General features: G+C 63.0%; 20 protein-coding genes. 11 read left to right on the top strand and 9 right to left on the bottom strand.

The window, feature by feature from the left end:
- Nucleotides 1–41: 41 nt before the first annotated feature.
- Nucleotides 42–194, top strand: coding sequence for a hypothetical protein (locus NKG99_RS30305; RefSeq protein WP_352872849.1), 153 nt, complete (start codon nt 42–44; stop codon nt 192–194).
- Nucleotides 195–260: 66 nt separating this feature from the next.
- Here the strand turns inward: NKG99_RS30305 and NKG99_RS30300 are convergent, their stop codons facing one another.
- Both NKG99_RS30300 and NKG99_RS30295 read right to left on the bottom strand, forming a co-directional pair.
- The gene (locus NKG99_RS30300; RefSeq protein ID WP_244506945.1) at nt 261–494 is read right to left on the bottom strand and encodes a DUF982 domain-containing protein; all 234 of its coding nucleotides are present in this window, start codon (nt 492–494) and stop codon (nt 261–263) included.
- A 123-nt stretch (nt 495–617) separates the two neighbouring features.
- The gene (locus NKG99_RS30295) at nt 618–1283 is read right to left on the bottom strand and encodes a GntR family transcriptional regulator (RefSeq protein WP_352872848.1); all 666 of its coding nucleotides are present in this window, start codon (nt 1281–1283) and stop codon (nt 618–620) included.
- Between the two features lie 193 nt (nt 1284–1476).
- On the opposite strand from NKG99_RS30295, the gene NKG99_RS30290 reads away from it, so the two are divergent.
- On the top strand, nt 1477–2736 hold the full coding sequence (locus NKG99_RS30290) for a multidrug efflux MFS transporter (RefSeq protein WP_352872846.1): 1260 nt from the start codon (nt 1477–1479) through the stop codon (nt 2734–2736).
- Between the two features lie 40 nt (nt 2737–2776).
- Nucleotides 2777–3145 (top strand): DUF423 domain-containing protein, encoded by a 369-nt coding sequence (locus NKG99_RS30285; RefSeq protein ID WP_352872845.1) that lies wholly within the window; start codon nt 2777–2779, stop codon nt 3143–3145.
- A 63-nt stretch (nt 3146–3208) separates the two neighbouring features.
- Here NKG99_RS30285 and NKG99_RS30280 read toward each other — a convergent pair whose 3' ends face one another.
- Nucleotides 3209–3358: a hypothetical protein gene (locus NKG99_RS30280; RefSeq protein ID WP_352872844.1), complete on the bottom strand. Its 150-nt coding sequence runs from the start codon at nt 3356–3358 to the stop codon at nt 3209–3211.
- A 62-nt stretch (nt 3359–3420) separates the two neighbouring features.
- Nucleotides 3421–3564 carry a hypothetical protein gene (locus NKG99_RS30275; RefSeq protein ID WP_352872843.1) on the bottom strand — a complete coding sequence of 48 codons (144 nt, stop codon included), beginning with the start codon at nt 3562–3564 and terminating at the stop codon, nt 3421–3423.
- Between the two features lie 154 nt (nt 3565–3718).
- On the opposite strand from NKG99_RS30275, the gene NKG99_RS30270 reads away from it, so the two are divergent.
- Entirely contained in the window at nt 3719–4798 is a 1080-nt protein-coding gene (locus tag NKG99_RS30270; RefSeq protein ID WP_352872841.1) for a LacI family DNA-binding transcriptional regulator, read from the top strand.
- Nucleotides 4799–4812: 14 nt separating this feature from the next.
- Here the strand turns inward: NKG99_RS30270 and NKG99_RS30265 are convergent, their stop codons facing one another.
- Nucleotides 4813–6045, bottom strand: coding sequence for an OpgC family protein (locus NKG99_RS30265; protein WP_502911054.1), 1233 nt, complete (start codon nt 6043–6045; stop codon nt 4813–4815).
- Nucleotides 6046–6277: 232 nt separating this feature from the next.
- Between NKG99_RS30265 and NKG99_RS30260 the strand changes: the two genes are divergently transcribed.
- Nucleotides 6278–6946: an alpha/beta hydrolase gene (locus NKG99_RS30260; protein WP_352872839.1), complete on the top strand. Its 669-nt coding sequence runs from the start codon at nt 6278–6280 to the stop codon at nt 6944–6946.
- Nucleotides 6947–7122: 176 nt separating this feature from the next.
- Here the strand turns inward: NKG99_RS30260 and sthA are convergent, their stop codons facing one another.
- Nucleotides 7123–8511 carry a Si-specific NAD(P)(+) transhydrogenase gene (sthA, locus tag NKG99_RS30255; protein ID WP_352872838.1) on the bottom strand — a complete coding sequence of 463 codons (1389 nt, stop codon included), beginning with the start codon at nt 8509–8511 and terminating at the stop codon, nt 7123–7125.
- Between the two features lie 209 nt (nt 8512–8720).
- Between sthA and NKG99_RS30250 the strand changes: the two genes are divergently transcribed.
- The 3 genes from NKG99_RS30250 to NKG99_RS30240 all read left to right on the top strand — a co-directional run bounded on the left by NKG99_RS30250 (nt 8721) and on the right by NKG99_RS30240 (nt 11006).
- On the top strand, nt 8721–9191 hold the full coding sequence (locus tag NKG99_RS30250; protein ID WP_352872837.1) for an RDD family protein: 471 nt from the start codon (nt 8721–8723) through the stop codon (nt 9189–9191).
- Nucleotides 9192–9331: 140 nt separating this feature from the next.
- The gene (locus NKG99_RS30245) at nt 9332–10096 is read left to right on the top strand and encodes an arginyltransferase (RefSeq protein WP_352872835.1); all 765 of its coding nucleotides are present in this window, start codon (nt 9332–9334) and stop codon (nt 10094–10096) included.
- 13 nt (nt 10097–10109) lie between these two features.
- Complete coding sequence (locus NKG99_RS30240) at nt 10110–11006, top strand: DMT family transporter (RefSeq protein WP_352872834.1); 897 nt, start codon at nt 10110–10112, stop codon at nt 11004–11006.
- 15 nt (nt 11007–11021) lie between these two features.
- Here the strand turns inward: NKG99_RS30240 and NKG99_RS30235 are convergent, their stop codons facing one another.
- Both NKG99_RS30235 and parC read right to left on the bottom strand, forming a co-directional pair.
- Nucleotides 11022–12239 (bottom strand): AI-2E family transporter, encoded by a 1218-nt coding sequence (locus tag NKG99_RS30235; RefSeq protein ID WP_352872833.1) that lies wholly within the window; start codon nt 12237–12239, stop codon nt 11022–11024.
- A gap of 334 nt (nt 12240–12573) precedes the next feature.
- Entirely contained in the window at nt 12574–14826 is a 2253-nt protein-coding gene (parC, locus tag NKG99_RS30230) for a DNA topoisomerase IV subunit A (RefSeq protein ID WP_352872832.1), read from the bottom strand.
- 327 nt (nt 14827–15153) lie between these two features.
- On the opposite strand from parC, the gene NKG99_RS30225 reads away from it, so the two are divergent.
- The gene (locus NKG99_RS30225; protein ID WP_352872831.1) at nt 15154–16344 is read left to right on the top strand and encodes an aq_1923 C-terminal domain; all 1191 of its coding nucleotides are present in this window, start codon (nt 15154–15156) and stop codon (nt 16342–16344) included.
- Between the two features lie 108 nt (nt 16345–16452).
- Here NKG99_RS30225 and aspS read toward each other — a convergent pair whose 3' ends face one another.
- Complete coding sequence (gene aspS / locus NKG99_RS30220; protein ID WP_352872866.1) at nt 16453–18243, bottom strand: aspartate--tRNA ligase; 1791 nt, start codon at nt 18241–18243, stop codon at nt 16453–16455.
- Nucleotides 18244–18441: 198 nt separating this feature from the next.
- Between aspS and NKG99_RS30215 the strand changes: the two genes are divergently transcribed.
- Nucleotides 18442–19686, top strand: a complete 1245-nt coding sequence (locus NKG99_RS30215; RefSeq protein WP_352872830.1) for an MFS transporter — start codon at nt 18442–18444, stop codon at nt 19684–19686.
- A gap of 75 nt (nt 19687–19761) precedes the next feature.
- Entirely contained in the window at nt 19762–20913 is a 1152-nt protein-coding gene (gene rnd / locus NKG99_RS30210) for a ribonuclease D (protein WP_352872829.1), read from the top strand.
- Nucleotides 20914–21025: the final 112 nt, after the last annotated feature.

The following is a 21025-nucleotide window of genomic DNA, read 5'->3' as shown; positions in this document are numbered from 1 at the left end:
CGTGAAACGACGAACCGGTCCAGCAGTGAAAAGGAGCCGATATGGCGCGACCACCAAATTACGATCAGGAACGCAAGGAACGCGACCGCCAGAAAGCGGCCAAGAAGGCCGAGAAGCAGGCGGCCAAGGTTGCGGCGAGGGAACGTTCGAAGCCCGAGGACGACACCGAAGGCGAAACCGAAACGGCAAAGTGACGGCAAAAGGCCCGCGGATGCGGGCCATGCCTCAATCCAGATCGCCGCCCAGATGGCTGGCTTGTGTCAGGCGGGCGCCTTGTCGCTGACAAAGACGTCCACTTCGCGTGCTGCCGCGATGAAGGCGCGCCTGGCGTTCATCGCCGGCTTGTCGCCGGCCAGCGCGTCATGGCAGGCTTGCAGGGCAGCGCGATGCTTGGGGCTCCGCTTGCCGGGCCAGCTGTTGAGGAGGTAGTCGGAAGCCTCACGCGCCGTCCGCAAGAGCTGAGTGCTTCCCGCCGCGACTGACTTTACAGTCACAGGTGTTTCAAATCGGTTGTTTTCCATCGCCGCTCCTTACGCCATCGGCGTCTGTGAAGCGAGGCCGAAAGTGCGCGTAGGGCGAGACGACGCCTTTTGAGCGACCAGTGCCCTGTAGGCGCTTTAACCGCCGACGACGGCAAAGCCTCTGGCGCGAAGCCCACGGCGATCGTTGGCGAGCGACGTCACCAGCCGGTCGCGGCTGCCGACAATGTGGCCCGAAAGCAGGCGGGCGGCTTCATCGGCATCGCCGAGGCGTGCCGCCGCCAGAATGGCGCGATGTTCGGCCCAGGCGCGGTTGAGGGCCGCTTCGTCGCGAACCTCCAGCCAGCGCGCCCGCGACAGGCGCGTCATGGCATCGCGGACCGCCCGGAACAGGAATTCGTTGCCCGACAGACGCGCCAGTTCGATGTGAAAATCCATGCCGACGCGATGCCATTCCTCGCGCGGCGTGCCGTTGTCGCAGGAGTCGAGCATCGCCTCGATGACATCGACGGCGCTCCGGTCCACCAGGCGGCATGTCAGGCGAACTGCCGCAACCTCGACCACCTCCCTGTAGACGGCGATCTGCTGGAGCTCGGCCAGGTTGATGGGCGACACCGTCCAGCCCCGCCCGTCCCTGCCGACCAAGCCCTCGGTCTCGAGCCGCAGAAGTGCTGCCCTGACCGGGGTTCGCGACGCGCCGAAGCGGCTTTCGATCCAGCGCTCGGTCAGCTTCTCGCCAGGACCGATCTCGAGGCCCAGAATCATTTGTCGAAGCTGTTTTTCGACGCTCTGCATCTGCGACATTGTCGTTTCCATTTTCGGGCCGTTACGGCTTTGAACCGTTTGCGGGGCTTGCCGACTGCGTTTCCCGTTCACGTTTGACAGGGTTGCATTGACAGCGGCCAGGCTTGCGTCCATGACGAGTACCATCTTGGTATCCCAAATTGGTATCCGCAGCAACCCGCGGTTCGGCGTTGCTCGGAACAGGACATATGACATGCCGCAGAACGCGCCCCCGGCGACCGACAGCGCTTACAACATCCACTGGCGGCGCAATCTGTTCGTGTGTTTTGCCGGTTCGTTTTCGACGCTTGTCGCCATGACGCTGCTCCTGCCGTTCCTGCCGCTCTATATCGAGCAGCTCGGCGCCGAGGGCCACGCGGCGATCGTGCAATGGTCGGGGATCGCCTATGGAGCGACCTTCTTCGCGGCGGCACTGGTGGCGCCGCTCTGGGGACGTCTCGGCGACCGCTATGGCCGCAAGGTGATGCTGGTACGCGCCAGCTTCGGCATGGCCATATGCATGTCCCTAACGGGCATGGTGCAGACGGTCTGGCAACTGGTGCTGCTTCGGCTGCTGATCGGTTTTGCCGGCGGCTATTCCTCGGGATCGACCATCCTCGTCGCCATGCAGACACCAAAGGAGCGTTCCGGCTGGGCGCTGGGCCTGCTGTCGGCCGGCATCACCGGTGGTGCACTGGTCGGCCCGCTGGTTGGCGGCGCCCTGCCTCCGCTGATCGGCATCCGCGCCACCTTCCTCTTGTCCGGCGGCGTCATCTTCCTGGCGTTCCTGGCGACCACCTTTCTGATCAAGGAAAATCCCCGGCCGAAAACAGCAGATGCGGCTGCGAAGCGGAAGCCGAAAGGCGGCTGGGCACAAATACAGGACAAGCGTCCTGTTATCGCCATGCTGGCGACTGGCATGCTGTTGAGTTTCGCCACCATGTCGATCGAGCCGATCATCACCGTTTATGTGCAGCAGCTCATCGAAGACCAGAGCCGCGTGACGCTGATCTCAGGCGTCGTCATGTCGGCGGCCGCGCTTGGCGCCATCCTGTCGGCTTCGCGTCTTGGCAAGCTCGCCGACCGCATCGGTCACTGGAACGTCGTCATCGGCGCGCTTGCCGTCTCGGCGCTGCTGCTGATCCCGCAGGCCTTCGTGACGCAGAGCTGGCAACTCATCGGCCTGCGCTTCCTGATGGGCCTGGCGCTGGGCGGGCTGTTGCCCTGCATCACCAGCGTCATCCGCCACAATGTTCCCGACGGTGTCGGCGGCAATGTGCTCGGGCTGTCGATCTCCGCCCAATATGTCGGGCAGGTCGCCGGCCCCTTGCTGGGCGGCTTTGCCGGCGGCCATTTCGGCATGCGCTCGGTGTTTCTGGGCACATCCGTCTTGATGGCCGGCGGTGCGGTGTATAACTGGCTGGCGCAGTCACGCCGCGAGCAGGACATGCTCGCCAACGTCGGCAAGCCCTGACGGGGTTGGCGTATCTCTCTGATCTCACGGAGCCCTGGACATGGCCGAGCAATCTTCCGTCAACAGCGGCCGTATCCTCGTCCTGGCCGGCGGCCTCTGCGGTGCCGCCGGCGTGGCGCTGTCAGCCGCGGCGGCGCATCTGGGCGGTGCCTTCGTCGGCACCGCCGCTTCCTTCCTGCTCATGCATGCGCCGGTCTTCCTTGCCGCCGGATTGCTTGGGGCGAACCGGATCCTGCGCACCGGCAGCCTGGTCCTGCTGGTCGGGGTTCTGTTGTTCTGCGGCGATCTGCTGGCCCGCGATTTCCTCGGCTCACGGCTGTTCCCGCTGTCGGCGCCGATCGGCGGCACCTTGCTCATCGCCGGCTGGCTGGCGATTGCTGCCTCGGCGCTGGTGCGGGCGCGTTCCTGACGCCTCTCGGCGCCGTGCGCGATACCCGAGCCTGCGCCCGTCAAACATCGTTCTGTGATGCGGTTAGTCCTGCCGGCGCCCGGGTTGGATGAGCAATTCGCGATTGCGCCGCCGCAGCCTCGCCAACCGACGCCCCTCCGGCCGCTCGGAGGCCGGCGCGATGCCCCAGTAGTTGCGATAGATGTCTTCGAACAGATAGCTCACGGGATGCATGATGTGCACTCCTTTCAAAACTTGAATCGATCCAATCCGTCGCCACGAAAATGCAGCGCCGATCAGCTCCGCTTGCGCTCCACGAGGAACCGCGGCTCGCGAACCCATGGGCTGGCCTTGCCACGGCGCCTCCGCGTCGCGGCGCTTGACGAGACGCTCCAGTCGTTGCGGTAGATGTCTTCGAATAGAAAATTGACGGGATGCATGATACGTCTCCCTGGGGATTGAATCGATCCAATCGAGCAGCAAAGTCATTCATTTGGATCGATTCAAACATACACCTCGCCTGGCCTGCTTATCAAGCCAAAATTTGAACCGATCCAACGAAAGTGTTAGATGGGATGGAGTCAGGAGACGAAGATGGCGCCATTGACCTCTGCAAAGACAAGACCGGTTCGGCTGGCGGACATTGCAAAAGCGGCCGGCGTGTCGCACGGCACCGCGTCCAATGTGTTTGCCCGCCCGGAGATCGTGCGCGAGGAGGTTCGCGAACGGGTCAAGGCGGCAGCCGAGGCGATGGGATATGGCGGACCCGACCCCAAGGGTCGGCTGCTGCGCGCCGGCAAGGTCAACGCCATCGGTGTCGCCACCGCGGAACCGTTGTCGTATTTCTTCGACGACCCTTTCGCCCGCGTGATGATGGCCAGCATCTCGCAGGCTTGTGACGCCACCGGCGCGGGGATCTCGCTGGTCTCGGCCGCCAACAGCGAACAGCTCGCCTGGAACATCCAGAGTGCGCTTGTCGATGGCTTCATCGTCTTCTGCGTCGAGGGCGGTTCAAAGCTGGTCGAACTGGCGCGCGACCGCAAACTCCCCTTTGTCGCACTCGATCTCGATTCAGACGACGACGAGGCGGTCGCGGCGATCGGCGTGGACAATATCGCCGGGGCAAGCCTGGCGGCGCGCCATCTGACCGAGCTCGGGCATCGCCGCTTTGCCGTGCTTGCCCTGCCATGCGCCGATTCCGGCTTTGGTCCGACCACGCAGGAGCAGATGGAGAAGGCCCTCTATTCCGGGACGCGCGACCGCCTGCGTGGCTACTTCGCGGAACTCTCGCGCGTCGACATCGATGTCTCGCGTGTGCCGATCTACGAGACGGAAAACAACGAGGAGAGTGTGTGGGCCGGCCTCGATCATATTTTCGCCGACGCCGAGACACCGACCGCCATCCTGGCCATGTCGGACAGGATCGCACTCCATGCGCTGGACTGGCTGCGGCAGCATGACATCACGGTGCCGGGCGACGTTTCGATCGTCGGCTTCGACGGCGTCCCGGAAGGAGCGGTTTCCAAGCCGCCCCTGACCACAATCGTCCAGCCGATCGCCGAGATGGGCCGCCTTGCCGTCAAGGCGATCCTTGAAAATGACGGCTCGTTCAGCCGGCGATTGCTGCCGGTCGACCTCGTGGTGCGGGCCTCATCCGGCCCCTCACCCGCCTGACGCCTCGAGCCCCATCACCGGCCCATTCTTGCCGCCATCGACATGCCGAAGGACGGATGGACGGGCGGTGCCGCGTTGCGAACCGGCCTGCTTTTGCCGGACCAGCCAAGGCTCGAAATCCATTCGAGATAGTAGGCGAGCGCGAACTGCATGGCGATGCCGGCTGATATCAGCAGGCTGTCATAGGCAAATCCGCCCGGATTGATCAGCTTCAGCACCTGCGCCGCCATTGCAAGCACCGTGCCGGCGATGAAAACCGGCAGCGATCGTTTGCCCAATATGGCAAGCGGATGATCGCGGCCGGTGCGGAAAAGGTTCGAAACGGCCGGGAATGCAACGATCAGATAGCTCACAGCCAAAATATGCAGCAGCCTCGGCAGTGACAGGAAGGTCTTGTCGAAGCCGGTCAGCACCGGGGGCAGGCCAAACCAGGAGATATGGCCCCAGAGCGGGCTGTGCACCCAGACCAGCGCCACAAAAGTGTAAGCCAAGGCAGCGCCGACCAGCCAGCGATTGACCGGAATTGTGCCACCGCGACGCACATGCAGCGTACCTGCCAGGCCGATGTTGAAAAGGAACTGCCACGACAGCGGGTTGAGGAACCAGAAGCCGGGCTCCGGATAGTTCGCCGGAGCGATCTGGTAAATCCCCGCGACCAGCCACAGCGCGCCGGATGCGACCAGCGCCAAGACCGGCCGATAGCTGACGCAGAGCAGGAAGACCGGCGCCAGCAAGAGCAGCACCGCATAAACCGGCAGGATGTTGTTGTAGCCGAGCTGGTGGCCAAGCGTCACGATGCCGATCAGCACTTGCGGCGCATTCTTGATCAACGGCTCGATGTTGATCATCGTCAACAGCTCCGGTCGCCTGGCGAACACCGCCGCCGCGCAGAAGATCGCCATCACCACCATGGTGGTGACGATGTGGGCGGTATAAAGCACACCGGCGCGGCGCCACATCTTCAACGTCGCCAGCAGCCGGTTTCCAGGCTGGAACTTCTTGCCATAGGCGAGCGCGACCGCCATGCCGGATATCAGAACGAAGACCTCGGCCGCATCCGAAAAGCCGAAATTCTTGTAAGTCAGATACTCGAAAGCGGTACCCGGCACATGGTCGACGAAAATGGTCAGCAGCGCGAGAGCGCGGAACACATCGATACGCGTGTCGCGCTCCGAGATGCGCTCAGCGCGATCCGGCACACGCGAATCGCGGTCCGGGACACGCGAATCGCGGTCTGGGACACGCATATGGCGGTCCGGGGAAATCTGGGTGGTCATCGGAAAAAAGGCCTCAAAGCTGGTTGTTCATACCGGCAATGCGACCCCCGGCGCACCGCATCGATTCCTCCCGGAGAATGTTATCGGCGAGGAAACGGACTGTAATGCGCCCGGTTCAATCAACTTTCGCGGAGCTTGAAAATATTGCGTTTTGAAGCCGGCAAACTGACCGAAATCATCATGAAATCAAAAGGATGAGGCAATGACTGGAGAGACCTCACAGGATGGTGCGTTACAGCGTGATCTTGCCTTCCGCTACCGCCTTTACTGCCCGGCGGATTCTACCGGCGAATGCTTCTTCCTGCTGCATGGGTCGGGTGTCGACGAGACGACATTGGTACCGCTGGCAAGAGAGATCGCGCCGCGTGCGATGCTGATCGCGGTGCGCGGCCGCATTGTCCAGGATGATGGTTTCCGCTGGTTCGCACGCATCACGCCGACCCAATTCGAGCAGCACAGCATCCGCACCGAGACCGATGCCTTTGCGGGCTTCGTCACCGACGCGGCCACGCGCCACCATCTCGACCTTTCCAGCACGAATTTCCTTGGCTATTCGAACGGCGCCAATCTGGTTTCGAGCCTGATGCTGCTGCATCCCGGCCTAGTCGAACGCGCCGCACTGCTGCGGCCGATGCCGGTGCTCGATGACGTGCCGGCGGCGGATCTGTCAAAGGCGCGGGTGCTGATCATCGCCGGTGCCGCGGATCTCACCTACGCGCCCTTCGCGCCGGCACTCGTCACGCTCCTCAGCAAGCACGGCGCCGAGATCGATGCCCGGATTGTCCCATCGGGTCACGAATTCGGCAGCGCCGACGCGGCAATCGTCAGGCAGTGGCTGGCGAAATCGGCGGCGGTGGCGAAGGCAGGCTGATGGGCCCTCGAAAACGATTGCGGGTCTCGATCAGCGGGCGGTCGCCATCCGGGCCATCCCCGCCGATAGTGCTGCCCAAGTGTCCACGATCCTGGCTACACAAGGGGCCGGTGTGCCGCCACTCGCCGCCGGGCCGCGCCGGTGGGTACATACACCTGCCGCCGAATGGAGGTTGCTTACGCCCGTCCCATCCTGTTCCAGGCATCCAGCCCGGCGATCTTGTAGGCTTCGGCGAGCGTCGGATAGTTGAAGGTGTTGTTGACGAAGAAGTCGACGGTGCCGCCGAGATTGATCACCGCCTGGCCGATGTGAATGAGTTCGGTGGCGCCCTCGCCGACGATATGCGCGCCGAGCAGGCGGCGCGTCTCGATCGAGAACAACAGCTTCAGGAAGCCGGTGTTGACGCCCATGATGTGGCCGCGCGAGGTCTCGCGAAAACGCGCCACGCCGACCTCATAAGCCGCACCGCTCTCGCGCACTTGTTCCTCGGACTGGCCGACCGTCGAAATTTCCGGCACTGCGTAGATGCCGTATGGAAAGGTCTCCGGCGGCGGCGGCAAGGGCACGCCGAAAGCATGGCAGGCCGCCACCCTGCCCTGCTCCATCGAAGTCGAGGCGAGGCTCGGAAAGCCGATGACATCGCCGGCGGCGTAGATGTTGGGCACGCTGGTCTGGAAGGATTGCGGATCGACCTTGATACGCCCCCTGGAGTCGGCCTCGATGCCGACGACATCCAGGCCCAGGCTGCCGACATTACCGGTGCGGCCGGCGGCGTAGAGCACGACCTCGGAACGGATGGTGCGGCCATCGGCCAGTTCCACCTCGGCAGCGTCCGGCTTGGAGCGGATTTCCTTCACCGCGCTGCCAAGCCGGATGGTCATGCCGCGATCGCGCATCTGGTGGATGAAATCATCGACGATCTCGCGGTCGACGAAATCGAGGATGGAGCTGCGCGGCTCGACCAAGGTCACCGGCACATCGAGCGCGGAAAAGATCGTCGCGTATTCGACGCCGATGACGCCGGCGCCGATCACCGTCAGCGTGCGCGGCAAGCGGTCAAGCTCCAGCATCTCGTCGCTGTCGAAGACGCGGGCCTTGTCGAAAGGCACTTCACTTGGCCGGTGCGGCCTTGTGCCAACCGCGATCAGTGCATTGGCAAAACCGACCTCACTGTAATCGCCTGTGTCGGTGGTCAGGCTGACCTTGTTGGGGCTGAGAAATTTTACCGCGGCGCGGGCGCTCTTGACCGTGTTGCGCATGAACTGGTGCTGCAGCACCTCGACCTCGTGGTCGAGCGTCTTGTGGAGGCGCTCGACCAGATCGCCGACCGAGATATCCTGCTTTACCCGGTAGCCGCGCCCGTAAAAGCCACGCTCGCGCCAGCCGGACAGGTTGAGCACCGTTTCACGCAGTGTTTTCGACGGAATGGTGCCGGTATGCACGGAGACACCGCCCAGGCGCCGGCCGCGGTCGACCACCAGAACCGATTTGCCGAGCTTGGCCGACTGCACCGCGGCGCGGCGGCCGGAGGGGCCGCTGCCGATGACCAGCATGTCGTAATCCATATTGCCCCGTTCCCCCGCCCCTGAGCGCTTTGTTGCGCCGCAGCAAGCTAATGCCATCCGCGCCGCAAATTCAACCAATTCGGATTGCATCTGACGCCGAATGAGCTTGCGCGCCGCAAAAAGCCCGATCTTGATTCCGCTACAAGTCTTCACCATTTCATTGGTGAGCGGCCCGCACCCTATGCCAGGCCCTATTACGAGGAAATGACATGAACGCGCGCGTTCTCGACGGCGAAATCATCACCAGCAGGCTCGACGATGTCAGGGCCTATGACGGCGTGCGCACGAAGCGTGTCCTGGCCTTCGTGATCGACTATATCATTGTCGCGCTGCTCACCATTCCGTTTGCCATACTGGTGTTCTTCCTCGGGCTTTTGACGCTCGGCCTTGGCTGGATGCTGTTCGGCATCCTGGTGCCGGCCGTCGCCATCCTCTACATCTGGAATACGCTGGGCAGCGCCGACCAGGCCACCACGGGCATGAAGTTGATGGGCATCCGGCTCGACCGGCTCGACGGCAGGCCGATCGACGGTCTCACCGCGGTCGTCCATTCGGTGCTGTTCTGGGCCGGCAACGTCATCCTGTCGCCGCTGGTGCTGCTAGTGACGCTGTTTTCCGACCGCAAGCGCACCTTGCACGACCTTTTGCTTGGTACCGTCGTCAGCCGCACCGACCGCTGAAACGGCCCTCTGAAGAGCAGTCGCAATCGATTAAGCGCAAATGTGAAGGCGTCGAGTCGACCACGCCCTCACAATCCTGTTGAATTTTTCGCCGTCCGCGCCAAAGGTAGAGCGATTCGAAGGAGTGTTTCCAAGGCTCGATGACGCAGCATCCGACCCAGTCGCCGCAGTTCTTCCTGACCGCGCCATCGCCGTGCCCCTATCTCGACGGCCAGTTCGAGCGCAAGGTGTTCACGCATCTGGTCGGCGACAAGGCCGCGGAGATGAACGACCTGTTGACGCAAGGTGGCTTCCGGCGCTCGCAGAATATCGCCTACAGGCCGGCATGCGAGACCTGCCGCGCCTGTGTCTCGGTACGCATCCTCGCCCAGGAATTCGTCGCCAGCCGCAACATGAAACGCGTGCTGCAGCACAATTCCGACCTCGTCGGCCACATGCACAATGCCGAGCCCTCGACCGAGCAATATTCCCTGTTCCGCAGCTACCTCGATGCCCGCCACCGCCGTGGCGGCATGTCCGACATGACCGTGCTCGACTACGCCATGATGGTCGAGGATACCCATGTCGACACCAAGGTGATCGAGTATAGGCGGCGCGGCCCCGACACGTTCATCACTGGCAAGGGCCAGGGCGAGCTGATCGCGGTGGCGCTCACCGACAAGATGGCCGACGGCCTGTCGATGGTCTATTCCTATTTCAATCCCGATTTCGAGGAGCGATCGCTCGGCACGTTCATGATCCTCGACCACATCGCCCGCGCCAGGGCGATGGGCCTGCCCCATGTCTACCTCGGCTACTGGGTCAACGGCTCGCGCAAGATGAATTATAAGATGCGCTTCATGCCGCAGGAGCATCTCGGCCCGAAAGGCTGGGAGCGCTACACCAACGAAGCGGTTTTACGCTAGTTACTCCCGCCGCATGTCGTCTCATGATGCTCACACCAAAGGACTTCTGCTCACCGCGCTTGGCGGGCTGACGCTTACCGTGGACATCCCGCTGATCCGGCTCGCCCACGGCGAGGCGTGGACGATCTTGCTGCTGCGCACCGCCTGCACCTTGGCCGCCGCACTGATCGTGTGGACCATCTGGCGCTCGTTCAGCAAAAATGCGCCACAGCTCATTCCGGGCTGGTCGGGCCTAATCGTTTCCGCGATCTACGGGCTCGGCGCGATCGCCTTCATCACCGGCGTCTACAACACCTCGACCGCCAACCTGGTTTTCATCCTGGCATTCACCACCATGTTCGCCGCGCTGCTGTCGTGGGTATTCCTGAAAGAGCGGCCGCGGCCACTGACCCTTGCGGCATTGGCAACGATGATAGTCGGCGTCGCCATCATCGTCGGCGATTCCGTCGGCACCGGATATCTGTTCGGCGACCTGATGGCATTGTGTTCGGCCTTCCTGATCGCTTGCGCCATCACCATCTCGCGTGCCAGCGGCAAGGACATGGGCTTTACCGCGCTGATCGGCGTCATCCTGCCTTTCGGGCTGGCGGCGTTCATGGTCTCCAAGACCGGCTTTCAGGTGGAGGCGCCATGGTGGATCATCCTCAACGGCGCCGTCATCATGCCGATCTCGTTCTTCTGCCTCGCCAACGGGCCGAAATACATTTCGGGACCTGAAGTGGCGATGTTCTACCTGCTCGAAACGGTGCTGGCGCCGGTCTGGGTGTGGATGATCTTCGACGAAACACCGACCCGCAACAGCCTGATCGGCGGCGGGATCCTGATCGTCACGTTGATCGCGCATTCGTTCTGGCAACTGAACGAGGGCCGCAGGCGTCGTAGTGACCTTGCGGTGCATCATCCGGTGTAGCGCAACCTTTCGGGATCAGCCACTGGCCTTCTTCTTGGCCAGGTCGGGTTCCGGCAGGGCCTCGATTTGCGGGCCAGCTTCGATTTCGGCCGGCGAACCAAGCGCGATTTCGTCGGCCAGTTCCACCTCGCGCAGCCATTCGCGCCAGATTGCGACCAACAGGGCCATCAGCACGGGGCCGATGAACAGGCCGAGGAACCCCATGGTCTTGACGCCGCCGATCAGACCGAAGAACGTCGGCAGGAAGGGCAGTTTTATCGGCCCGCCGACCAGCTTCGGGCGCAGTGTCTTGTCGACGATGAACAGCTCGACCGCGCCCCATAGAAACAGCGCCAGCCCGGCCATCGGCGATCCGCTGGCGGCGAGATAGATCGAGACCAGCGTGAAGGACAGTGGCGCACCGCCGGGGATCAGCGCCATGACGCCGGTCAGGGCGCCGAGCGTCACCGGCGACGGCACGCCTGCCAGCCAATAGGCAATACCCAGCACCAGCCCCTCGCCGATGGCGATGACGGTCATGCCGGTCACGGTCGACGATATCGTCGCCGGCACGACGCGCGAGATCCGCTCCCATCTGGTCGGCAAGATGCGTTCGCCGAGGCGGTCGACCTGGCCGGCAAAGTGCTCGCCGTCGCGATAGGCGAAGAACAGCGCGATCATCATGAACAGCAGCGTCAGGAGCAGGCCGAAGGCACTGCCGCCAGCCGCCAGCACGCCGCGGTAGATGCTGCCGATGTTAGCGCCGCTGACCAGCTGGATCAGTTCACCAATGCCGCCGGGATGGCCAAAATTGGTCGTCCATTGCTCGTTCAGCCACTCGCCCACGACAGGCATGGTGGCGATCCAGTGCGGCGTCACCGCGCCATGCCGGTTGGTCTCGATCGCCCAGGCGACCCACTCGCGGACCTCGTTGATCGCATAGGTGCCGGCGAAGGCGATCGGAATTACCAGGAAGGCAAGGATGAAGAGGATGGCAAAGGTCGCGGCGATGGTGCGGTTGCCGCCGACCGCGACAAGCAGGCGGCGGTAAAGCGGCCAGCTGGCGAAAGCGATGACGAGCGCCGCCAGCACCGGAAACAGGAAGCCGTGGAAGAAATAGACGCCGGCGGCGACGATCAGCACCAGCAGCCAGCGCGCCGCCGACAGCGGCGGAATGACGGCGGCCCGCAGCGGCGTCGACAGGCCGAACAGGCGCTGCTGCCGTTCCGGTTTCTGGATTTTTGCTTCCTTCAAACGCCTGCCTCTCCCGAACACCCTTCCCGCTTATGCACTGACATAGTGCAGCAATCGTGACGATAGTCCAAATGGTTGGGATCTCCCCCCTTGAGGGGGTGAGCAGCCGGTTCGCCGAAGGCGAATTCATCGTGCCGGTGGCACGATGAAAGGCCCGCGAACGCCGGGACGCTGCAAAGCAGCGGGGACCCGGCAGGGCTCTGTCAGTTGGCGATCCAGCCGGCCCTCGGCTATGGCCTCGGGCGTTCGAGCCCTTTGAAAGGTCCACTGGACCTTTCAATTTGCCTTCGGCAAACCGGACTCTCACCCCCCTCGAGGGGGGAGAGCAGCAGCGTCATCCAAACTTCCCCGTCCTCGGAAACCCCTTCGGCACCATGCGGCCGGCCGAGGCGCGGGCGCCGATCCATTCGGCCAGTTCCTCACGCGACCGGGTGAAGGTGCGGTCGGCTGAATCCTGCCAGGTGAGACCGCTCTCCAGCGTGAACGGCTTAAGGTCGAGAAGGCCGCCGTCCTTGTATTTCTGCAGGCGTACGCCCTTGCCGCGGCCCATCTCCGGAATTTCGGAGAGCGCGAACACCAGCATCTTGCGATTCTCGCCGACGATGGCGAGGTGATCGCCCGTAACTGGAATGCAGCGCTTGGCCTCGTCCGGCGACTTGACGTTCATCACCTGCTTGCCCTTGCGGGTATTGGCGACGACTTCTTCCTCGGGCACGATGAAGCCGTTGGCGTCATGCGAGGCCAACAGCAGCTTGCGCTTCGGATCGTGAACGAAGGCGGTGACGATGTCCTGATCATTGTCCATGTCGACGATGATGCGGATCGGCTCACCATGGCCGCGCCCGCCGGGCAGCCGGTCGGCGCCGATGGTGTAGAACTTGCCGCCGGTCGTGAAGACCAGCACCTTGTCGGTGGTCTGGGCATGGAAGGCGAGCTTGAGGCTGTCGCCCTCCTTGAAGGTCAGCGTCGAGAGATCGGCCAGATGCCCCTTCATTGCCCGCAGCCAGCCCTTTTCCGAGACGACCACGGTGACCGGTTCGCGCTCGATCATGGCATGGGCAATGTCGGTCAGATCGTGCTCGGGCGCGTCGGCGAACTGGGTGCGGCGTTTGCCGAGTTCGGTCTCCGGACCGAACTTGTCGCGGATGTTGGTGACTTCCCACTTGATCGTCGCCCACTGCTTCTCGTTCGAAGCAAGCAGCGCCTCGATCTGCTTCTTCTCGGCGCTAAGGCCGTCGAATTCCTTGCGGATCTCGAATTCTTCCAGCTTGCGCAGAGCGCGCAGCCGCATGTTGAGGATGGCTTCGGCCTGCGTGTCGGTGAGCGACCAACGGGCCATCATGACCTGCTTTGGCTCATCCTCCTCGCGGATGATCCTGATCACCTCGTCGATGTTGAGGTAGGCGATCAGGTAGCCGGCAAGGATCTCCAGCCGTCTTTCGATCTCGCCAAGCCGATGTTTCGAGCGGCGGACCAAAACCTCGCGGCGGTGCTCGAGCCACTCCTGCAGCACGCCCTTCAGCGACAGCACGTTGGGCACCTTGCCGCGCGACAGGACGTTCATGTTGAGCGGGAAGCGGCTTTCGAGTTCGGTCAGCTTGAACAGCGATTCCATCAGGATGCCGGGATCGACCGAGCGGCTCTTCGGCACCAGCACGACACGGATGTCTTCCGCGCTCTCGTCCCTGATATCCTCGAGCAGCGGCAGCTTGCGTGCCATCAGCAGCTCGGCGATCTTCTCGATCAGCCGCGCCTTCTGCACGCCATAGGGAATTTCGGTGACGACGATGCTCCAGGTGCCCCTGCCCTGGTCCTCCTGGATCCATTTCGAGCGGACGCGAAAGCCGCCGCGACCGGTTTCATAGGCTTCGAGGATCGAGGCGCGGCTGTCGACGATGATGCCACCGGTCGGGAAATCCGGGCCCTGGACGAAATCCATCAGCTTCGCCACCGGCGCGTCGCGATGCTCGATCAGGTGAAGGGCCGCGTCGCAGAGCTCGGCCGCGTTGTGGGGCGGGATCGAGGTCGCCATCCCGACCGCGATGCCGGACGAGCCATTGGCCAGCAGGTTCGGGAATGCGCCGGGCAAAACCACCGGCTCCTCGTCTTCTTCATTATAGGTCGGCCGAAAGTCGACGGCGTCCTCGGTGATGCCGGACAACAGTTCGGTCGCCACATCGGTCATGCGCGCTTCGGTGTAGCGCATGGCGGCGGCGTTATCGCCGTCGATGTTGCCGAAATTGCCTTGCCCGTCGACCAGGGGATAGCGCATCGAAAAATCCTGCGCCAACCGCACCAGCGCGTCATAGATCGACTGGTCGCCATGCGGGTGGAACTTGCCCATCACCTCGCCGACGATGCGGGCGCATTTGGCAAAGCCCTGGTCGGGATTGAGGCGCAGCAGGCGCATGGCGTGCATGATGCGGCGATGGACCGGCTTCAGCCCGTCGCGCACGTCGGGCAGCGCCCGGTGCATGATGGTCGACAGCGCATAGGCAAGATAACGCTCTTCCAGCGCCTTCTTCAGATCGACCGGCTCGATATGATCGCCACCGCCATTTTCAGGCGGCAAAAGCCTTTTTCCCATGGGCTGGGACTAGCCGAGCGGGTGATTCGCGGCAAGAGGCAGACGGCTATGCCGGCCCTTCTGCAACATGAAACCGTAGGCCAAGGGATGTCGACCAACATCAGCCTGTTACATGCGGGTTCTAAGGCCAAGCGCGATGATATCCGGCAGCCGGCTCTTCATGACAAATTCACCGGTTTGCGCAAAGACGGTGGGATCGGGTTTGCCTTTCGCCGGGATTTTCGACCAATGTGCCGGGATACGCCTTTTTCCGGTCCAGTTCGTCACGGAATGGTGATGGCGCAAAGAATTGAAAAAGAATTTCAGAACACTCTCAGGGACCTTGCGATGACAATCAAACGCTCAACTCTCCAGAAATTTGCCTTTTCGACCTTTTTGCTCACGCTGCCGCTGAACGCCGCCCTTGCACAGGACGCGGCAGTCGCCGACCGGCTGAAGGCAGCCCTTGCCGCCCAGGGTGTCGACATTTCCTGGACCGGCGTGACCGGTGACAACGCCAGCATGGTGCTGCAGGGCGTTGCCATCAAGCCGGCGGCGGAAAAGGAAGCCCTCGCCATCGGCGACGTCAAACTCGAAGGCGTCACCGAGGCCAATGGCGGCTATGACATCGCCACCGTGTCGACGGCGGCCTTCGAACACAGCAAGGACGGCGTCACCCTCGATCTCAGCCCGTTCGTCATCCACGACATGACCGTTCCGGCCGACGGCGCGACCAGCCCCTTGGGATCGCTGATGATGTACAAGTCCGCCGAACTCTCGAACATGACCGTCAAGGTCGCCGACAAGACCGCCTTCTCGATGGACGGGCTCGCCATCGAGATCACCCCGCCGGCGGACGGCAAGGCGATGGAATTCAGCGCCACCACGGAAAAGTTCAACGCCGACCTGACGCTGGTCGACGATCCCAAGTCCAAGGAAGTCATCAACGCGCTCGGCTACCAGAACATCGCGGGCAATCTCGAGATGGCCGGCACCTGGCAGCCCTCGGACGGCAAGATGGAACTGTCGAAATACGACATCTCCGTCGAGAATGCCGGCACGTTCGGCATGACCTTCGATCTCGGCGGCTACACGATGGACTTCATCAAGTCGCTGCAGGAAATGCAGAAGAAGATGGCGGCACAGCCGGAAGGCGCCGACAATTCGGCGCAGGGCATGGCCATGCTCGGCCTGTTGCAGCAGCTTTCGTTCAACAGCGCCTCGATCCGCTTCGACGACGATTCGCTGACCAACAAGGTGCTGGACTATGTCGGCAAGCAGCAAGGCATGTCCGGCAAGGACATTGCCAACCAGGCCAAGGCGATCGTGCCGTTCGGCATGGCGCAGCTCAACAACCCGGAACTGACGGCACAGGTCACGGCCGCGGTCGGCAAATATCTCGACGATCCGAAGAGCCTCGAGATCTCGGCCGAGCCGCCGGCATCGGTGCCGTTCGCGCTGATCATGGCGGGCGCCATGTCCAACCCGCTCGACCTGCCGAAGACGCTCGGCGTCACCGTCAAGGCCAACGAAGACTGATCGAAGCGACCTCAAGATGCGAAAAGCCCGGCAGCGATGCCGGGCTTTTTTAGTGAATCGAAAGAGTCGGTTCGGACAGTTCTTTAAAGCACTGCCCGAAGCACGCGATCAGGCATCCTTCTTGGGCACGGCAACGCGCAGGGCCAGTTCGCGAAGCTGCTGCGGGCTCGCTTCCGAGGGCGCGCTCATCAACAGGTCGTAGGCCTGCTGGTTCATCGGGAACATGGTCACTTCGCGCAGATTCTTCGCCCCGACCAGCAGCATGACGACGCGGTCGATACCGGCAGCCATGCCGCCATGCGGCGGCGCGCCATACTGGAAGGCGCGGTAGAGGCCGCCAAAGCGCTCCTCGACCGTGGCGCGATCGAGCCCAACCGTCTCGAACGCCTTGACCATGGTTTCGGGCAGATGGTTGCGGATACCTCCGCTGGCGATCTCGAAACCGTTGCAGACCATGTCGTACTGAAACGCCTTGATGCCGAGCAGATCCTCGCCGTTCAGCGCATCGATGCCGCCTTGCGGCATCGAGAACGGATTGTGGGCGAAGTCGATCTTCTTCTCTTCCTCGTTCCATTCGAAGAACGGGAAGTCGACGATCCAGCACAGTTCGAAGCGCTCGCGGTCGACAAGGTTCAATTCCTCGCCGGCGCGCGTGCGCGCCGCACCCGCAAAGGAGACGAACTTCTTCGGATCGCCGGCAACGAAGAAGGCGGCGTCGCCTTCGGCAAGGCCGAGTTGCAGGCGGATCGCCTCGGTGCGCTCGTCGCCGATGTTCTTGGCGAGCGGGCCGGCGCCTTCGAGCTTGTCGCCTTCCTTGCGCCAGAAGATATAGCCGAGCCCCGGCTGGCCCTCGCCCTGCGCCCAGGAGTTCATGCGGTCGCAGAAGGCGCGGCTGCCCCCGGTCTTTGCCGGAATGCCCCACACCTCGGCCTTCGGATCGTTGGCCAGGATGTTGGCGAACACCTTGAAGCCGGAATCGCGAAAGTGGTCGGAGACGGCCTGCATCTCGATCGGGTTGCGCAGGTCCGGCTTGTCGGAGCCATATTTGCGCATGGCGACATCATAGGGAATGCGCTGGAATTTCTCAGTCACCGGCTTGCCGTTGGCGAAGGTCTCGAACACCCCGCGCATGACCGGTTCCATGGTCGACAGCACGTCGTCCTGCTCGACGAAGCTCATTTCGAGGTCGAGCTGGTAGAATTCGCCGGGCAGACGGTCGGCGCGCGGATCCTCGTCGCGGAAGCAGGGCGCGATCTGGAAATAGCGATCGAAGCCCGACACCATGATCAGCTGCTTGTACTGCTGCGGCGCCTGCGGCAGCGCATAGAAGGTGCCGGGATGGATGCGAGACGGTACCAGGAAGTCGCGCGCGCCTTCCGGCGACGAGGCGGTGAGGATCGGCGTCGAGAATTCGGTGAAACCAACCTCGCCCATGCGCCTGCGCATTTCGGCGATGATTTTTGTCCGCGCGATGATGTTCTTGTGCAGCGTCTCGCGGCGCAGGTCGAGGAAACGGTATTTCAGCCTGATATCCTCGGGATAGTCAGGCTCGCCGAACACCGGCAGCGGCAATTCCTTGGCCGCCGACAGCACTTCGATCTCGCGGGCGAAAATCTCGATCTCCCCGGTCGGCAGGTTGGCGTTCGTGGTGTCGGGCAAGCGCGCCTTGACCTCGCCGTCGACGCGGACGACCCACTCGCCACGCACCGTCTCGGCAACCTTGAAGGCCGGCGAATCCGGATCGGCGACGATCTGGGTCAGGCCATAATTGTCGCGCAGGTCGATGAAAAGCAGGCCGCCATGATCGCGCACGCGATGCACCCAGCCCGACAGGCGAACGGTCGAGCCGACGTCGCTCTTCCTCAATTGGGCACAGGTATGGCTGCGGTAACGGTGCATTGTCATTGGTAAGGTCCGGGGTGCTGGGTTGCGGGCCGAAGCATTACAGCCCGGCCGGAAAATTTGCGCGAAAAGCGCATGAGAGGCCGGATTTGTCAAGGCAAGCGGGCTGGCGGCAGAGGTCTTGCCGGGAATTGCCGCTGGCATTGGGCAAGGCGATGGTTCAAGAAGGGATCACCGACACGTGATTGCCTCTTCATGTCCTCCATCCGCCCGATGATCCCGCTCCTTCTAGCCGCCGGCATTCTGCTTGGCGGCAATGGGCTGCAGAGCACGCTGATCGCGCTGCGCGGCGCGCAGGAAGGTTTTTCCGCCTCCGGCATCGGGCTGATGGGCACGTTCTATTTCGCCGGCTTCCTGCTCGGTTGCCTGGCCATCACCCGCATCATGAAGGCCGTTGGCCATATCAGGGCATTTTCGGCGCTGGCTGCGATCGCCTCTGTCGGCACCCTTTTGCTGGTGCTGGTTCTCAATCCGGTGATGTGGTGCGCGGTGCGCTTTGCCGGCGGTTTCTGTTTCGCCGGGCTGTTCACGATCGTCGAAAGCTGGCTGAATTCCGGCGTCGGCAATCATGACCGCGCGCGCGTGCTGGCGATCTACCGGATGGTCGATATTGGTTCGGTGACCGGCGCCCAGTTCCTGATCCCGATCTTCGGCGCCGGCGGTTTCGCCATCTTCGCCATCATGTCGATGATGATCACGTTCTCAGTTGTGCCGGTCTCGCTCGGCGACCGCTCCAATCCGACGCCGCCCGAGGACGTCAAGCTCGACCTGGCGCGCGTCTGGCGGATTTCGCCGTTGGGCTGCTTCGGCTGCATCGCCGTCGGCGTCACCAACAGCGCCTTTCGCACGTTGTCGCCGGTCTATGCCGAGCAGATCGGCATGTCGGTCGCCGATGTCGTCACCTTCGTCAGCGTCGGCATTTTCGGCGGCGCCATCATCCAGTATCCGCTGGGTTACCTCTCCGACCGCTGGGACCGGCGCAGGGTGCTGTTGATGACGACCTGCTGCGCGATGCTTTCGGCATTGGCGCTGGTGTTCATCGCCGGCAGCAATCCGGCGCTCAACTTCGTCCTCGTCTTCATCTTCGGCTGTTTCGCCATGCCGCTCTATTCGCTGTCGGCGGCGCACTCCAACGACCGCGCCGATACCGGCGAGTTCGTATTGATCAACGCGGCCTTGATGCTGTTCTATTCCTTCGGCGCCATTGGCGGCCCGTTCGCCGCCTCGACGGCGATGCAGTATTTCGGACCGGGCGCCCTGTTTGTATTCAGCGCGGTGGTCTATGCGATCTTCATCGCCGTCATCCTCTACCGGATGCAGGCCCGGTCCGGCGTGCCGGCAGGCAGGCGCCGCCGTTTCACCGCGCTGTTGCGCACCTCGACGGTTTTCTCACGGCTAGCCAGAAGAAACACCGATTCCGACGAGCCGGCTGGCTCGTGAAGATGGCGCCAAAGCTTGACGAAAGCCCCGCCGGCTGAAATCTAGGAAGACCTTACTCCTGCCAAAAGCGATTTGATGCACGTCATCACCACCCAGAAAGAACTCGAGACCGTTCTCGCCGCTTTCGAAAAGTCGGCGTTCGTCACCGTCGACACCGAATTCATCCGGGAAACGACCTTCTGGCCGATCCTGTGCCTGATCCAGATGGCCGCGCCCGGCGTGACGGCGCTGATCGACCCGCTGTCGCCCGATATCGACCTGAAGCCCTTCTTCAAGCTGATGGCCAACGAGGCGGTGGTCAAGGTCTTCCACGCCGCGCGGCAGGACATCGAAATCATCGTCCATCTCGGCGACCTGGTTCCGCACCCGGTGTTCGACACGCAAGTCGCGGCGATGGTCTGCGGCTTCGGCGACAGTGTTTCCTACGACCAGCTGGTGCAGCGGATCACCGGTGCGCGGCTCGACAAGTCGTCGCGCTTCACAGACTGGCGCCACAGGCCGCTTTCCGACAAGCAGCTCGACTACGCGCTGGCCGACGTCACCCATCTGATCGAGGTCTATCAGCACCTCAGCGCCGAGCTGGAGCGGGAAAACCGCGCCCATTGGCTCAACGAGGAAATGGATGTCCTGACCTCGCGCGAGACCTATGATCCGCATCCCGAGGACGCCTGGAAGCGGCTGAAGATGCGGCTGCGCAAACCGCAGGAACTGGCGATCGTGCAGGCCGTGGCCGCGTGGCGCGAGCGCGAGGCGCGCGAACGCGACGTACCGCGCGGCCGCGTGCTCAAGGACGATGCGATCTACGAGGTGGCGCAGCAGGCGCCGCGCGACACGGCAGGCCTTGGCAAGCTGCGCACCACGCCGAAGGGTTGGGAACGCTCCTCGACGGCCACCGCGCTGCTGGGCGCGGTCAATACCGCCCTTGCCTTGCCGAAGGAGCAGATGCCGAAACTGCCGAAGAATTTTCAGCCGCCGGAGGGCTCGAACGCTGCTGCGGAACTGCTGAAGGTGCTGCTGCGGATCGTCGCCGAAAAGGAAGGTGTCGCCTCGAAAGTGCTGGCCTCCAGCGACGACATCGATCGCATCGCGGCCGAAGGCGAGGACGCCGACGTACCGGCCCTGCAGGGCTGGCGGCGCGCGGTGTTCGGCGAGGCAGCGCTCAAGCTGGTGCGCGGCGAGATCGGCATCAAGTTCGACAATCGCAAGATTGCACTGTTTGATCTTTAGGCGAGCGGACTTCCCTTCTCCCCTTGTGGGCTAGCGTGCGCACACATTTGCTTCGGGTTGATTTTGCGAGGCGAGAACGAAGCCGTCTGTGATGGCGTTGAAGCGTCTGAGG

The sequence above is a fragment of the Mesorhizobium sp. M1409 genome, from assembly GCF_040317535.1.
In the GTDB taxonomy this organism is placed as follows: Bacteria; Pseudomonadota; Alphaproteobacteria; order Rhizobiales; family Rhizobiaceae; genus Mesorhizobium.
This window is presented reverse-complemented; position numbering and strand designations above follow the sequence as displayed.

Excerpts from the sequence above, each read along its gene's own strand:
- NKG99_RS30280 (WP_352872844.1), bottom strand. The coding sequence starts at position 3,358 with ATGCATCCCGTGAGCTATCTGTTCGAAGACATCTATCGCAACTACTGG.
- NKG99_RS30275 (WP_352872843.1), bottom strand. The coding sequence starts at position 3,564 with ATGCATCCCGTCAATTTTCTATTCGAAGACATCTACCGCAACGACTGG.
- rnd (WP_352872829.1), top strand. The coding sequence starts at position 19,762 with ATGCACGTCATCACCACCCAGAAAGAACTCGAGACCGTTCTCGCCGCT.
- NKG99_RS30240 (WP_352872834.1), top strand. The coding sequence starts at position 10,110 with ATGTCGTCTCATGATGCTCACACCAAAGGACTTCTGCTCACCGCGCTT.
- NKG99_RS30285 (WP_352872845.1), top strand. The coding sequence starts at position 2,777 with ATGGCCGAGCAATCTTCCGTCAACAGCGGCCGTATCCTCGTCCTGGCC.
- sthA (WP_352872838.1), bottom strand. The coding sequence starts at position 8,511 with ATGGATTACGACATGCTGGTCATCGGCAGCGGCCCCTCCGGCCGCCGC.
- NKG99_RS30225 (WP_352872831.1), top strand. The coding sequence starts at position 15,154 with ATGACAATCAAACGCTCAACTCTCCAGAAATTTGCCTTTTCGACCTTT.
- NKG99_RS30250 (WP_352872837.1), top strand. The coding sequence starts at position 8,721 with ATGAACGCGCGCGTTCTCGACGGCGAAATCATCACCAGCAGGCTCGAC.
- NKG99_RS30260 (WP_352872839.1), top strand. The coding sequence starts at position 6,278 with ATGACTGGAGAGACCTCACAGGATGGTGCGTTACAGCGTGATCTTGCC.
- NKG99_RS30290 (WP_352872846.1), top strand. The coding sequence starts at position 1,477 with ATGCCGCAGAACGCGCCCCCGGCGACCGACAGCGCTTACAACATCCAC.
- NKG99_RS30270 (WP_352872841.1), top strand. The coding sequence starts at position 3,719 with ATGGCGCCATTGACCTCTGCAAAGACAAGACCGGTTCGGCTGGCGGAC.
- NKG99_RS30305 (WP_352872849.1), top strand. The coding sequence starts at position 42 with ATGGCGCGACCACCAAATTACGATCAGGAACGCAAGGAACGCGACCGC.
- parC (WP_352872832.1), bottom strand. The coding sequence starts at position 14,826 with ATGGGAAAAAGGCTTTTGCCGCCTGAAAATGGCGGTGGCGATCATATC.
- NKG99_RS30245 (WP_352872835.1), top strand. The coding sequence starts at position 9,332 with ATGACGCAGCATCCGACCCAGTCGCCGCAGTTCTTCCTGACCGCGCCA.
- NKG99_RS30295 (WP_352872848.1), bottom strand. The coding sequence starts at position 1,283 with ATGTCGCAGATGCAGAGCGTCGAAAAACAGCTTCGACAAATGATTCTG.
- NKG99_RS30265 (WP_502911054.1), bottom strand. The coding sequence starts at position 6,045 with ATGCGTGTCCCAGACCGCGATTCGCGTGTCCCGGACCGCGATTCGCGT.
- aspS (WP_352872866.1), bottom strand. The coding sequence starts at position 18,243 with ATGCACCGTTACCGCAGCCATACCTGTGCCCAATTGAGGAAGAGCGAC.
- NKG99_RS30215 (WP_352872830.1), top strand. The coding sequence starts at position 18,442 with ATGTCCTCCATCCGCCCGATGATCCCGCTCCTTCTAGCCGCCGGCATT.